This window comes from Leptolyngbya sp. 'hensonii', from assembly GCF_001939115.1.
In the GTDB taxonomy this organism is placed as follows: domain Bacteria; phylum Cyanobacteriota; class Cyanobacteriia.
Window position 1 is genome coordinate 1 of sequence record NZ_MQTZ01000017.1, and the last position, 13,880, is coordinate 13,880.

Annotated in this window: 14 protein-coding genes and 1 tRNA gene; 11 read left to right on the forward strand and 4 right to left on the reverse strand. The window is 53.1% G+C overall.

Features of this window, described 5'->3' with window-relative positions:
• Positions 1-155: 155 nt before the first annotated feature.
• From BST81_RS05475 to BST81_RS05485, 3 genes are all read right to left on the reverse strand, one after another.
• Positions 156-650 (reverse strand): molybdenum cofactor biosynthesis protein MoaE, encoded by a 495-nt coding sequence (locus BST81_RS05475; protein WP_075597538.1) that lies wholly within the window; start codon positions 648-650, stop codon positions 156-158.
• Positions 651-658: 8 nt separating this feature from the next.
• Positions 659-1,717 (reverse strand): S-methyl-5-thioribose-1-phosphate isomerase, encoded by a 1,059-nt coding sequence (mtnA, locus tag BST81_RS05480; RefSeq protein ID WP_075597539.1) that lies wholly within the window; start codon positions 1,715-1,717, stop codon positions 659-661.
• Positions 1,718-1,786: 69 nt separating this feature from the next.
• Complete coding sequence (locus BST81_RS05485; RefSeq protein WP_075597540.1) at positions 1,787-2,071, reverse strand: hypothetical protein; 285 nt, start codon at positions 2,069-2,071, stop codon at positions 1,787-1,789.
• Between the two features lie 196 nt (positions 2,072-2,267).
• Between BST81_RS05485 and BST81_RS05490 the strand changes: the two genes are divergently transcribed.
• From BST81_RS05490 to BST81_RS05540, 11 genes are all read left to right on the forward strand, one after another.
• On the forward strand, positions 2,268-3,065 hold the full coding sequence (locus BST81_RS05490; RefSeq protein WP_075597541.1) for an MlaE family lipid ABC transporter permease subunit: 798 nt from the start codon (positions 2,268-2,270) through the stop codon (positions 3,063-3,065).
• Positions 3,066-3,120: 55 nt separating this feature from the next.
• Positions 3,121-3,507: a DUF3119 family protein gene (locus BST81_RS05495; protein ID WP_075597542.1), complete on the forward strand. Its 387-nt coding sequence runs from the start codon at positions 3,121-3,123 to the stop codon at positions 3,505-3,507.
• A 120-nt stretch (positions 3,508-3,627) separates the two neighbouring features.
• Positions 3,628-4,647: a DUF3086 domain-containing protein gene (locus BST81_RS05500; RefSeq protein WP_075597543.1), complete on the forward strand. Its 1,020-nt coding sequence runs from the start codon at positions 3,628-3,630 to the stop codon at positions 4,645-4,647.
• A 12-nt stretch (positions 4,648-4,659) separates the two neighbouring features.
• The gene (gene plsY / locus BST81_RS05505; RefSeq protein ID WP_075597544.1) at positions 4,660-5,328 is read left to right on the forward strand and encodes a glycerol-3-phosphate 1-O-acyltransferase PlsY; all 669 of its coding nucleotides are present in this window, start codon (positions 4,660-4,662) and stop codon (positions 5,326-5,328) included.
• 253 nt (positions 5,329-5,581) lie between these two features.
• The gene (locus tag BST81_RS05510; protein WP_075597545.1) at positions 5,582-6,379 is read left to right on the forward strand and encodes a hypothetical protein; all 798 of its coding nucleotides are present in this window, start codon (positions 5,582-5,584) and stop codon (positions 6,377-6,379) included.
• A gap of 325 nt (positions 6,380-6,704) precedes the next feature.
• Positions 6,705-7,403 carry a DUF6391 domain-containing protein gene (locus BST81_RS05515; RefSeq protein WP_075597546.1) on the forward strand — a complete coding sequence of 233 codons (699 nt, stop codon included), beginning with the start codon at positions 6,705-6,707 and terminating at the stop codon, positions 7,401-7,403.
• Positions 7,404-7,636: 233 nt separating this feature from the next.
• Positions 7,637-7,852 carry a photosystem I reaction center subunit IV gene (locus tag BST81_RS05520; RefSeq protein WP_075597547.1) on the forward strand — a complete coding sequence of 72 codons (216 nt, stop codon included), beginning with the start codon at positions 7,637-7,639 and terminating at the stop codon, positions 7,850-7,852.
• Between the two features lie 136 nt (positions 7,853-7,988).
• Entirely contained in the window at positions 7,989-8,837 is an 849-nt protein-coding gene (locus BST81_RS05525) for a DNA-formamidopyrimidine glycosylase (protein ID WP_075597730.1), read from the forward strand.
• 141 nt (positions 8,838-8,978) lie between these two features.
• Positions 8,979-9,052, forward strand: a tRNA-Arg gene (locus BST81_RS05530).
• A gap of 515 nt (positions 9,053-9,567) precedes the next feature.
• Positions 9,568-10,590, forward strand: coding sequence for a hypothetical protein (locus BST81_RS05535; RefSeq protein WP_143780240.1), 1,023 nt, complete (start codon positions 9,568-9,570; stop codon positions 10,588-10,590).
• Positions 10,591-11,249: 659 nt separating this feature from the next.
• Positions 11,250-12,914 (forward strand): D-Ala-D-Ala carboxypeptidase family metallohydrolase, encoded by a 1,665-nt coding sequence (locus BST81_RS05540; protein ID WP_075597549.1) that lies wholly within the window; start codon positions 11,250-11,252, stop codon positions 12,912-12,914.
• Here the strand turns inward: BST81_RS05540 and lipB are convergent.
• Positions 12,853-13,653 (reverse strand): lipoyl(octanoyl) transferase LipB, encoded by an 801-nt coding sequence (gene lipB, locus BST81_RS05545; protein WP_083636685.1) that lies wholly within the window; start codon positions 13,651-13,653, stop codon positions 12,853-12,855. The two genes, BST81_RS05540 and lipB, sit on opposite strands and share 62 nt — an antisense overlap.
• Positions 13,654-13,880 lie beyond the last annotated feature (227 nt).

Genomic DNA, 13,880 nt, shown 5'->3' on the forward strand with positions numbered 1-13,880 from the left:
CTCTCCCAGCGGGAGAGGGGGAGGGGTTGGGGGTTGGGGGTGAGGGCTGAAAATTTCGGAGTTATTAAATCCACGATCCTGAGGGCGCAACCAAGCCTTGAACGTGATCCACTGGTTTAGCTTTACTCAGCCAGTGGATCATTGTTTTGATCCGGCTATTTCTGTTCGCAGGCCCCAATACTAACCCAACTGCTGGAACCATCTTCCCATCGCTCCTTTTTCCAGATCGGCGCACTGTGCTTGAGATGGTCAATCGCATACTGGCAGGCGGCAAAGGCCTCAGAGCGATGGGGACAACCGACAGCCACCAGGACGCTGATTTCCCCAATCTGAAGTCGGCCAATGCGATGGTGAATCACCACCCGGTTGACGATCGGCCACTGTTGCCGAATCTCAGCCGCAATCTGGCGAAAAATCTGGAGGGCCATCGGTTCATAAGCCTGATATTCCAGAGCCACCACCGCTCGCCCATCGGTTTTGTTACGGACCATGCCACTCATGAGCACGATCGCCCCGTTGGCAGGGTCATCGGTCAGGGTATACACATCCTCTAGGGCCAAGGGGGCAAAGGTAATGGCAAAGCTGTCTTGTGGATGGACCGGGATGGGCTGGACCAGAGAACCGACAGCCGGGGAGGGGAAAGTCGCCATAATGAATCCTAGATTGCCTGTTTTCCCTGAAGTTGCCCTAACTCGCCGGGTTGCATCACACCATGTTCAGTGATGATGCCCGCAATCAACTCTGCTGGGGTGACATCAAAGGCAGGGTTGTAGAAGTCCACACCAGCAGGACAGATGAAGGTATCCCCAATTTGATAAATCTCGGCGGGATTGCGTTCTTCGATCGGGATCTGGCTGCCATCGCTCAGCTTAAAGTCGATGGTGGACAGGGGGGCAGCAATATAGAAAGGAATGTTGTGGGCTTTGGCAACCAAGGCCAAACTATAGGTTCCAATCTTGTTGGCCGTGTCTCCATTAGCAGCAATCCGATCGGCTCCCACCACCACCAGATCAACCAACCCCCGCTGCATACAATGGGCGGCCATACTATCTGTAATCAGGGTAGCGGGAATCCCTTCCTGAGCACATTCCCAGGCTGTCAGGCGGGCTCCTTGCAGGCGAGGTCGCGTCTCATCAATGTAAAGGCGTTCCAGCCGACCCCTGTGCCAGACCGATCGCACCACCCCCAGGGCTGTACCATATCCGGCAGTGGCCAGAGCACCAGCATTGCAGTGGGTCAAGATTCGGACCTGATCCGGGGCATCGGGGAGAACCTCCAGGCCATAATCACCGATCTGATGACAGGTCTGCAGGTCTTCTGTGTGAATCGTCTGCGCCATTTCCAGCAGGGTAGATGGGATCTCTGCCACTGGCCCCTCAAATTGTTGGGCTGCCTTGAGCATGCGATCGATCGCCCAGAAGAGATTGACGGCAGTAGGGCGAGTCGCTTTAAGTTGCACCGCCACTTCCGTCAGTTGGGCCAGAAATTCCTGTCGGTCGGTGACTTCCAGATCCCTTGCCCCCAGATACATGCCATAAGCTGCTGCCACTCCGATCGCAGGAGCCCCCCTGACAATCATGGTTTTGATTGCCTGAGCCATATCTTCGAAGCAATCAATAATCACCATTTCATACTGGCTCGGCAGGTGATTTTGATCGATCAACAAGACGTGATCAGTCTGCCAAATGACAGGGTAAACTTCGCTAGCCTGGGACACGCTGGGATAACTCCTTTGAAATCTCACCCCTTAGAGTTTACCCCTTGCCACAGAGGAAGACTTTAACATTTAGTCTCGAAGATTCTGGTAGCGATAGAGGGTAAACGTATCAAACAAGCTTCCCACCAAGCTACAAGTCAGGCCAATGGTCAGGAGACCTCTGATCAGGCTGCCATTCCCAAACACAACCAGAAAGGATTTCAGTTGAGCAATGCCAAACAACATGATGTCCCTACAGAAAGGGAGCACACTCAGCCCATTCAGGCTGATGAGCAGAACACCCATGAAAATGAGAGGACCTGTGAAGCTGAGGAAACTGGTCAACAACAGGGACCGCAGCAACTGGCGTGACACAGGCCACTTTAAGAGCCCTATTTTTAACAATCTTGTAGTCAAGATATTCATGCAAAGATAAATCGGAGGATAGGCAGGACTATTAAGGATGAACTAGTGCGCCACCTACTACAATAAATCTGTTCTTCCTGGCCAGAGGGAAAAGTCAGAAATCTTAGGTTTCCCTTAAATATTTTTATTGAAGGTTTGTGAATCCATGACAGATACGTCCAACGGATCCGGGATCGGGCATTGGGGCCAGCGATTGCTGGCTGCCACTTTTCTGGGGGGACAGGTGATTATCCATCTCCTGGCAGGTAGGTTCCATCGTCGTAACATTATGGAGCAGTTGACTGCTGTTGGTCCTGAATCCCTCCTGATTGCCCTGACGACGGCTGCCTTTGTGGGCATGGTGTTCACCATTCAGGTGTCCCGAGAGTTTATTCGCCTGGGAGCAGGTACTGCTGTGGGAGGTGTCCTGGCCCTGGCACTCGCCCGAGAATTGGCTCCTGTGTTAACAGCAGTGATCCTGGCTGGGCGCGTGGGTTCAGCCTTTGCCGCCGAAATCGGAACGATGCGAGTCACCGAGCAAATCGATGCCCTCTACATGTTGAAAACAGATCCGATCGACTATCTGGTTATTCCCAGAGTGGTGGCCTGCTGCATCATGCTGCCTATTCTCACAATTTTGTCCCTGATTACAGGGATGGTAGGAGGCTTCCTCATAGCCAGTTCCCTCTACAATATCTCCCCCAATGTGTTCTGGAATTCGGCTCAGAATTTTCTCGATTTGTGGGATCTTTGGAGCATGGCACTCAAAGCTTTTGTTTTTGGAGCCCTCATTGCGGTCATTGGATCCAGTTGGGGCCTAACCACAACCGGCGGCGCTAAGGGAGTTGGGCAATCCACGACAAGTGCAGTCGTGACTTCGTTACTGTCTATCTTTATTTTTAATTTCTTCCTGTCCTGGCTGATGTTCCAGGGATTGGGGAGTGCAGTCCTGGAAGGTCTATAAGGTCAGACCCTTATAGAATGGAGGAAAGTCTGATGTTGTTCCGGGAGTCTTGCCTGTGACTGCTACAACTCCAACGACTGCTTCCACAGAGGTAGTTGAACTTGCCCCCAGCTATGCCATTCCAATCGTCTTGGCCTTGGCAGCCCTTCCCATCGCCCTCTTGCAAGTCTGGATCGGCGCTGTAATGGGTCTATTTGGCTTGTTTCTGATGTTCCAGACCGTGACCTTGCGCCTGCGATTGACTGAAACAGCCCTCGATGTCTATCGCTCTGAAACCTTAATTCGGCGGTTCCCTTATGCAGATTGGCAGAACTGGGTTATCTTCTGGGATGGCTTCCCAGTGCTGTTTTACTTCCGGGAAGTAAAAAGTATTCATTTTCTGCCTATCTTATTTGACCCCAAAGCCTTAAGAACCGCTCTGGAGAAGCGAATTGGCCATTAATTTAAAGCTTAGATCTGGGTGGAAACCGGTTGAACAATTCGCCCCCGGGCAGGCCTGTCAATTCTCCCCCTTGAATTTCCCTGGCATCGTTAAATTTGGAACGTTGAATTTTCAATGGTAATGGACTCATCTCAATCCCCTTCTGAAACTGCTCCGTCTGAAGAGATCACGCTGGAACGTCGTGTCGCTGATCTGCGCCGGGAAGAGCAAGCCCTGAGACAAGATCTGGAAACCCTGCGATCGACCTACCATCAACTCCAGAAGCAGGTGGCAGAAATAGAGCTCAATCTGGGGCGCATGTTTCAACAAAGCTTGGGTGAACTGGAGCAGCGCAAGCAAACCCTGCAGATTGCCGTGGAGCAGCTAGAACGTCGCCAGGAACGCATCCGCACTGAAATGCGCACGACTTTCGCCGGTGCTTCCCAGGATCTGGCGATTCGGGTCCAGGGATTCAAAGATTATCTGGTAGGCAGTTTGCAAGATCTGGTCACTGCAGCGGAGCAATTGCAACTGTTGCCCCAGGCAGCAGAACCTGCGTCCTCGACAACCCCAGCGGAATCCTCGGAGAAAGTCGATCCAAAGCCCAAGTTTGCGGAACGATCCTTCGAAGAAGAAGCCAAAGAGATCCGGGCCTTGCTCGATCGCTATCGCTCTGAACCGGATTATTATGGGGCTCCCTGGTCACTGCGACGCACCTTTGAGCCTGTGCACGCTGATCGAGTTTCTAACTGGTTCTTCAAACAAGGGGGACGGGGCGCAATTCGCACTGTGGGCAGCCGACTCCAAAATATTCTGGTTGCATCTGCAGTCATTTCTGTCTTGCGAGAGTTCTATGACGATGACCTGCGCACCTTAATTTTGGCCAACAGTCCCGAGCGTTTGGGAGAATGGCGACGGGGGCTGCAGGATTGCCTGGGCATCTCGCGGGCTGATTTTGGTCCTGAGCAGGGGGTAAGCTTGTTTGAGACCGCAGAAGCCGTGACCCAGAAAGCCGATCGATTGTTGAAACAGGGCGAGTTGCCCCTGATCGTGATTGACGAATCGGAAGTACAGGTCAACCTTTCCCTGCTGCAATATCCCCTCTGGTTAGGCTATGCAGCCGATCCCCAGGCCCCTAACTCGTCCATGCGATATAGCTGAGGTTAATGCGCTATGGCTTCCTGGCTGGCTCTCAATGGTGTGTTACTGCTTGTTACCTACCTCCTGGGCTCCTTTCCCAGCGGTTATCTGGCCGGGAAACTGCTCCAGGGAATCGATATTCGAGAACATGGCTCCGGGTCTACAGGAGCGACGAACGTCCTGAGAACCTTGGGCAAAGGCCCCGCGATCGTGGTTCTGGCCATTGATATCCTCAAAGGATCCTTAGCGGTGGCCCTGGTCTACCTGGCCTACAGCCTGCCGACCTTCACCCAGACGGCCCCTCCCTCCGTGATACCCGTGAATTGGCTTCCCTGGCTGGCTGTCCTGTCTGGCCTGTCAGCCCTCCTGGGCCACAGCAAGTCTATCTGGCTCAACTTTACGGGGGGGAAATCCGTGGCTACAGGCCTGGGCGTCCTCCTCACCCTCGACTGGCAGGTAGGGTTAGCAACCCTAGCCGTCTTCGGGCTTGTCATTGCCCTCTCGCGCATCGTCTCCATGAGTTCCATTGCTGCCGCGATCGCAGTCGCCATCCTCATGCTGATCACAGCCCGCCCCCTCCCCTACCAGTTGTTTGCCATGGTAGGTGGAGCCTACGTCATCTGGCGGCATCGCACCAACATCCAGCGCCTGATAGCAGGCACCGAACCCAAGCTCGGCCAAAAAGCCGTCACCAGCGACTAACCCCCGTAAAGACGCGATTTATCGCGTCTGACCCAGCCATCGCCTCTCCCCAGGCCCATCCCAGAAGTCGCATTCTGGAAGATATCCTCCCAAAGCATCCGCCCCTTGGGATAAAAAACCTCCCCCAGAACCAATCACCAATAACGGAATCCCAACCCGCGAAAAGTTTCTTCCCAGAAGCGGGTGAAATTTCCAGAATTATTGTTAACGTAGTCGATATAGGTGGTTATCTATAATGCCTCGGGAGGCAGGGATGCGTAAACGTTCATTACTGGCGATCATGGGAGTACTAGCTCTGGTGATAGGGGGATGTGGAGGCGAAGAAAGTCCTCCCACAGCATCGTCCCCTTCCCCTGAAGCCGCATCTCCTTCACCCACTGCGTCTACTCCTGCCAAGCCAGAGGCCAAGCCGGATAAGGGAGGCAGCTTCGACAAGCCGATCGTGGTTGCAGCCAAGCCCACAGCTCCTGGTTTAATTCAATCGACTCCAGCAGAGGAGCGCATTCTCAAATTACAAAAGGGCCGTAAAGATCCCTTTGCGACCCTGCCCAATGTGGTACCAGTTCTCCTCGTTCCCAAGAACCCTGATGGAACCCCCATTAAAGCCTCTGGGAACAAAACAGTTCCTGGTGTGAAAGGGTTGCCCAACGTCAAGCCCTCACCCAACAACCCTCCCGTTACCCCTGGGACAACCGGCACAAGACCTGGAGTACGCCGCCCCGGCGGAACCCTCCCAGGTGGCGCTTCATCTCCAGTAGCAACTGCCCCCCCTCCACCCCCTGAACCGACTACTGCCAGAGCTGTGGTGGTGACGGGTGTGATCACCGTAGGCAATGAATCTCAGGCCATTGTCCAGGCCCCCGATGAACCCACGAGCCGTAATGTCAGGATCGGCCAGCGTCTATCCAATGGACAGGTGCTCGTTAAGCGGATCGATAATACCTCAGAAGGGCCGATCGTGATTCTGGAGCAGTATGGCGTTGAAGTAGCCAAGTCAGTTGGGGAACCCCCTGCGGTTCAACCAGGGCAGCCTGCTCAGCCAACCAGCTAAGGGCCTGAATTTATACAGTTGTCAGAGCCCGAATTTCCACCAGGGGCGCATCTCGTTGCGCCCTTATTCTATTTTTGGGTATGATCCATCCCTGAGGCCAGGAACAGGCATCTGATGGGGATAAGATTTACGAAAGCCGCTCCCCCCATGTAAAGGACCTAGGGCAGACTATTGATACTCCCTTGATACTCCCTTTTGCATGAGGTGCTTGAGATCTGACAGTTAAAGCTCCCAAACTGCAAAACTGCTAGAAGCTGGAATCTTAGGACTATCCGGTCATTCGTAGGGAGACCGATCAAGTGACTGTTGCTCGGAGGTCTGTTTTATGGTTGATTCTGCCACCCCATTCTGGGATATTGGGGAACTTTTCTCGGACGCCCTGAGAATTGATTTAGTTGCTCCTCAACCCCGCCAGGATAGTGATCTGCTCCAACAAGTGGGTTTTCTTCCAGGACTGAAGGAACTGTTGATGTTGCGCCAAGTTCATGCCCTGGAGCATGCCACAGTCTGGGTTCTTAGTGAACTTGCAGAGGCTGCACGACGCAACGAAGCTAACTCTGCACCACAAAACGATACATCCATAGGAGGAATCTCCACTGAACGCGGCTTTTATCTCTACGGTCCTGTAGAGACAGCCAGGCTATCCTGGGCTGTCCGCAGGGCTCTGAATCGAATTACCAGCGGGGAATGGAATCTGGCAATTCATCCTCGCTGTGGCACCAATCTCTCTGTCGGTATGATGCTGACGGCAGGTTTTGCCCTTGGGTTTCATCTCCTCTTGCCCCGTGGACCGATCGAACAACTCATTGGCCTGGGTCTGGCCACAACAACCGCTGCACAACTCACGCCTGGATTTGGCAGGCTGACTCAGCAATATCTGACGACAGCTATCCCGTTCAACCTGGCGGTTGAATCGGTGACGCCATTGCCAGAAAACCTGGCTTTCCTGCCACAAGTCGGCATTCCTGCAGAACGGGCTGATCATGCCCCCGTTCACTTTGTGCAGGTTCGCTGGGTCGAATAGGGGACCGCTGGCTTTTCTTGCAAGCCAGAGATCGAAGCGCAGGCCCTGTTTAAGGGAAACTTAGAAACAAAACTTAAAACAGAGATTGCGCTGAAACCGCCGTTGGAGTAGTACTCTGGAAATCATCTGACAGATTTCATCGGGTTGTAAGCCTTGTACTTACAAGTGAGTCATCACTTTAACTCCCAGAAATCTATTACATGGGTTGAAATATCAATAAGGAAAAAGCACTCATGGTTCAACGCGGTTCTAAAGTTCGTATTCTCCGTAAAGAATCCTACTGGTTCAAGGATATTGGGACGGTTGCTTCTGTAGACCAGAGCGGCATTAAATATCCTGTGATTGTCCGTTTTGACAAAGTTAACTATGCCGGTGTGAACACCAACAACTTCAGCCAAGCTGAAGTTGTTGAAGTAGAAGCACCCAAGGCTAAGAAAGCTGCTAAGTAGTCAGGGGGTCTTAACCGATCAAATGAGGGGTTTGAAGGCTATGCCTTCAAACAGTGGTTCTTCCACTGCTCCCCCTTCCTGTACTTGCTTTAATTTGATCTAACTCCTAAATTCTGGCCAACTTTTTCTATTGGCTGTGCCCGAATTACCTGAAGTTGAAACTGTCTGTCAGGGTTTAAATCATACAACCCTGAATCAAGAAATTAGGGGTGGAGATGTGTTACTGCCACGTACCATCGCCTACCCCTTTTCTATTGAGGATTTTCTGGCAGGTCTGCAGGGAACAACTCTGTTTCGCTGGCACCGGCGGGGAAAATATCTCCTGGGTGAGTTACATACATCTGAGTCACAAGCTGCAGGCTGGCTGGGAGTGCATTTGCGGATGACAGGTCAACTTCGCTGCCTGTCAAGCTCAGAAGCCTTGCAGAAGCATACCCGTGTCCGGCTCTTTCTGTCGGGGGATCAGGAACTTCGGTTTGTGGATCAGCGCACCTTTGGTCAGATCTGGTGGGTTCCTCCTGATCGATCGGTGGAGCAGGTGATCTCTGGTTTGCAGCAGTTAGGTCCTGAACCCTTTTCTGAAAGCTTTTCCAGCGAGTATTTACGTCAGCAATTATTGCATCGACGGCGTCCCATCAAAAACGCCCTCTTAGATCAGACGATCGTGGCGGGTCTGGGAAATATTTATGCTGATGAAGCTTTGTTTCTCAGCAGAATTCATCCAGAATGTCACTGTACCCAGCTTAAACAGAAGCAAATTGAGCGACTCCGGGGAGCCATTCTGGAAGTTTTACAAAGTAGCCTTGACGTAGGGGGGACTACTTTCAGCACCTTTCAGAATGTCCAGGGCATTAATGGCAACTATGGCAAGGCAGCCTGGGTTTATGGTCGGGGAGGAGAGGCCTGTCGCGTTTGTGGGACCCTGATCCAGCGGTTGCGGATGGCCGGACGATCGGCCCACTTCTGTCCTCAATGCCAGCAGTGATCCCTGCAGATGAGTCGGAACCGCCGTGACCTGATTTAATTTGGCATCTCCCGGTCAACTCCTCAGCGGCTCTGTATCCACCGCTTCAGGGGAAGCTCTGGCCACCTAGTTAACTCAACTGATATGATCAGCTAGGAATTTGGGGCTGTAGCTCAGCAGGATAGAGCGGTCGCCTCCTAAGCGACAGGTCGCGCGTTCGAATCGCGCCAGTCCCGTTTTTATGGGTGGATTGCGCCCTTTCTCGCAGCCATTACCTCCGATCTCAGGGGGGCATTACATGCATCTATCAAGCCCGCCTGACCTTAATTTTTCTCTCTTCTATTGTGCAAACCAGTATTTAAGTACTAAAGTAGTATTCATGAATTTAGTACATAAATACTATTTAAGAGGGCCTGGACTATGGCAAGCATCATTCTGGGAAGCGCTTGGTTGTTAATTGTATTGTCCTGTATGGGGTTGGTTTTGCAGAAGGAAGACCATAAAGCTTCTTGAGTCTTTTTTCCTTTGACAGCCACGATTGACCCGCCTTATGTATTTAAGTCACCCCAGTAAGAGAAGGTATCAGAGCCTGTATCACAGCTCTGATGAGAATTTCAGTCAGAGCTTCAGGAGAAGCTTTGAGGAACTCTTCGACAACCGCCTAGACAAACAGCCTGACAGGTATGACAGGTTCTATGAGGGTCCAGATGAAGAGGAAGAGGAAGGCCCGAATTTACTGCTAGATCAAGGTTTGAGTGGGCCAGACTCGGATGACGATCTGGACGACCTCAGAGCCGAGGAGGAGGACTCTGAGTTGCGATCGATGGGTCTGCCGGTCCTTCCTGTGGTTGGCCTGATTAGCTTACTAATGAGCACTCCTGCCGTCCAAGCTGTGAGTTTGAAGAGTGGCGAACTGGATTTTAATTCTGTAGGGGAGACTGCCTTTGCCGTCCCACCTCAGGGTGTTCCAGCCAGTTCAGACACAACTTCAGCTCGAACTGCAGACCGGGCTGTACCCGTTCAAGCCTCTCGCTCCAGTCATCCCCTGCCACGGGCGTCGATCGAACTTGACTTTAGTCTTGACAGTCCCCTGCCGCAACAGAGCCCTGTCGCAGCAGCGAGACAGCCCACAGCAGTTCCCAACCGAGCCACAACGGCGGTCAGCACGGCTCCCTCTGCAACAGACCTCGACCTGCTGTTTCAGGGCGGGTCCTTCTCCCTGGTGGCAAAGGCCGTGGGCGCAGCAGAGGGGACACGCACTCCCGATGGGGGCAGAACCTGGGCCTACTATGGTCATCGCGACCCTGGTAACGGCGTCTGGAATTTGGGCAGCTTCTCTTACCAGCATGGCGCAGATTCTCCTGCCGAGGCTGATGTTAAGCAACTGCGGCGATTGACAGGTCAGGCCCGTCGCTTGCGGCAACAGGCCGAACGGTTGGGGGTGCAGATGAGCCTGTTGGAAGAACTCAATGGCATTGACCTGGCAAACCAGTCTCCCCGAGCTGCCCTGAGTCGAGGTGGGTACGTGGAGCGATTGCAGGAGGCTCATCAGCAGGGATTACAGGGCATGGATGCGGTGATCTGGGCTCGGACCCGATCGTTCCTCAATCCGGATACAGGGCAATGGAATGCTCCAGGGCTCGGAAATCGAGAGGATTCCATCAAGGCAGATCAGGAGCGGCGATTGCAAGCAATCCAGCAAGCCATCACCTACCATCAATTGCAAACTCAATCCCAGGCGGGAGCATGTCACTTTTGCAGTGATGCTTTCTAGCCCTCATCCCCCAGCCTCTTCTCCCAAAAAGGGCGAAGGGGAGCCGAATCATTTCAAAGTCCCTCTCCCAAATTGGGAGAGGGATTTAGGGTGAGGGCAAAGGTGACATGTACCCTCCCAGGCTCCGGTTCAGGAAAGCATGACCGATCGGATTATTGCTGTAGACCTGACGGCTGGGATATCGATCGGAATCGGTACTCCTTTCTAAGGATCGTGGATTTAATAACTCCGAGATTTTCAGCCCTCACCCCCAACCCCCAACCCCTCCCCCTCTCCCRGCGGGAGAGGGGGCAGGGGGGTGAGGGCAATCAGGAGTTTATCGGTGTTATTTAATTCTCATTCCTAACATGCCTTACATAGGTTGAGATTTTTCTAAGGATCGTGGATTAAATCACCTGGATTTCTTCAGCCCTCACCCCCAACCCTTCCCAAATTTGGGAGAGGGGGCAGGGGGGTGAGGACAATCAGGAGTTTGATACTTTATTGAATTCTCATTCCTAAGCATTGTCCGGAACAGGATGTTTGCTAACACTTGTTAATCTAGGTAAAAAAAGTGGAAACATCGGGTAGAAAATGCTAGCTTGCTTGGTTCCCAATCCCTCGGGCCAAAGCTGCTCCTGGTCCAAGTCCATTTGAGTCCCCAACGACACAACTGAAAAATGGCAAAACTGACACCTGATCAGCGCAACGCTTTTTATCTGCTGGAAGCAGAACGAACTGGGATTCACAAGTCAATTCTGGCAGCCCTCTATGCTGTTCATGAACAGCTCTTACTGCCAGATGGAGAAACTGGTTTGGGTATTTCTCCAGCTAACCGAATCACCCTGGAGCAGGTCAACTCCTTCCCAGGTCAAGTCCAATTTGCCGCCAATACCATTCGAATCCTGACGGATAGCCTGGTAACCAGTGGTTGGAAAGGCAATGACCTGTGGGATGCCGATCGAGGCCGGTACGCTGAAAAGTTTTTACGAAAAGTGGCTGATGGTTACGCCCCCCCCTCGACCAGTCCAGTGGCAGCTCGCCTGGAAATCGCCGATCCAGAAGCCCTGCAGCAGGCTTATATCACAGACTTAAATATTGATTTCAAGGCAGAAAAGTTACCCCAGAATCTGGCCTACCTGGACAGTGCCCTCCTGGGCCTAACAGAGCGTCTACCGTCCTATTACCTGCGCCTCCCTTACCAACGAGAGGCAATCCTGGAAGCAGTCCGGATTTGGCGCAAACTGGATAGTCAGCAGGCTGCGATCGAGAGCCTGCAACTGCAACCACCCCCCACCCCCGACACTCCCCCGGATGAACCCGCCCTGGATCAGGCCCTGGTGCAATTCATGCAGCGAGCTTCTCTGAACTACGGCGGTCTACCTTACCAGCGGGAAGCTTTACTACGCTTGGCCCAACTCTGGCGACAGTTGGATTCTAGGGAAGCCGCAATCCGGGATCTGGGCAACAATAACTCTCCCGAAACCAAGCTGAACATCATTGATCCCGCCCTGATCGCCTTCGTCGAGCGGGTGCCCCAATACTATAAAAGTCAGGGAGTCCATCGAAACGCTCTTGTGGAAGGATTTCGAATCTGGCGCAAACTGGATTCCCGCCCCAGTGCTCTGGTCGCCCTGGGCATTCATCCACAAATTCTCTCAGGCAACAGTACAGATAAAACAACCCTGAACAATGCTGCAGCCCAGCTAGATCGAGAACTCCTGGAATTCATCCGCCGGATTCCGGGAGCCTATCGGGAAGGGGAGGACCAGCGGGAAGCCCTGATTCGCCTGGTCCAGCTCTGGCGAGGTCTGGAAACGCGGGATCAAACCATTCGTTCCTTACTGGATGATGTCCGGCGTATGCAGCAGGCCCGTTCCAACACCCCAGAAGCCGCACCCCGTCCTACTCCGATCGCCCTCCCCCCCCGTCCAGCCCGCTGGACTCCCAACAATCTCCAGCTCTATGCCTCGATCATTCCAGAGGGCAGTTTCACCTGGGCTGAGGCCACCCATGGGGGCACCCGCATGCCCCCTGATCAGGCCACGGTAGAGGCCATCATCCGGATCGCCCGGTTAGCCCAGCAGGCCCACGATCGGATTGGGCGACCCTTTCAAATTACCAGTTGGTATCGCCCCCCTGATGTCAATGCAGCCGTAGGCGGTGTTTCTAACAGCCGCCATATTGTCGGCGATGCGATCGATTTTTACTGTGAAGGCTTAACTGGCGATCAGCTCTATTGGGCCTTAGATCCCTGGTGGCCAGGGGGGCTGGGCCGTTATGTCAAATTTCCCTATCTGAGCCATCTGGATGCCCGCAATTACCGAGCTCGTTGGCAGCAATAATCTGGTTCCGAAGATAGGACGACCCTGGAAGTGCATCATCAGGCTCTTTCAGGGTCACTCCAAAGACCTCTGAGAAAGCAACAGCAATCGCAACCCGCACCTGATCAGGTTGAATCCCCGGCACAAATTCAGCCAGACTGCCCACCGGTTTATCCCCGATGCCACAGGGAACAATGTGCCGAAAGCCCTCCAGATCGGGACAAACATTCAGAGCAAAGCCATGCATGGTGATCCAGCGGGAAACTTTAATCCCGATCGCGGCTACTTTGCGTCCCTCCAGCCAGACTCCTGTAAATCCGGCCAAACGCTCTCCAGACAACCCATATCCGGCCAACACCCGTATCAGCACCTCTTCCAATTGGCGCAGATACCAGTGGAGGTCCTGGCGGTATTGGTGGAGATTCAGGATGGGATACCCGATAATTTGACCGGGACAATGGTAAGTCACTTCCCCGCCCCGCTCCACTCGCCACACCTGGACCTCAGAGGCCGCCGGATCAAACTTGAGAAAATCCGGGCTGGCCCCCTGACCCAGGGTATAGACGGGGGGATGCTCCAGCAGCAGTAGGACATCCTCCAAATTTGGGTTGGCGCGACGATCAGCCACCAGCGCCTGTTGCCATTGCCAAGCCATTGCATAGGGTGTCAACCCGAGGTTATAGAACCGACAGGGAATGGAGTCTACCCGAAGGGCTGTGTTGGCGGTAGCACCCGCCCATGCGCTATGGCGATTCAACATGAGAAACCATCCCTCAAATCTTAAAGAGTTGGAAAAGTACTCTTAATCCCCGAGAAAATCAAGAGCCCTATGTAGCAAAATGGGAGGCTTGCAATCAAGAATTATCAACGGATGCAAAAGATCATAAAGCAGCCTGTTCTCCAGAATACAAAGTGCTAGGGTGTTGATATGACAGAGTTATGGGTTTCGCATGTTGAGTTTTGAGCAGAATCGAATCTCGACAGGTC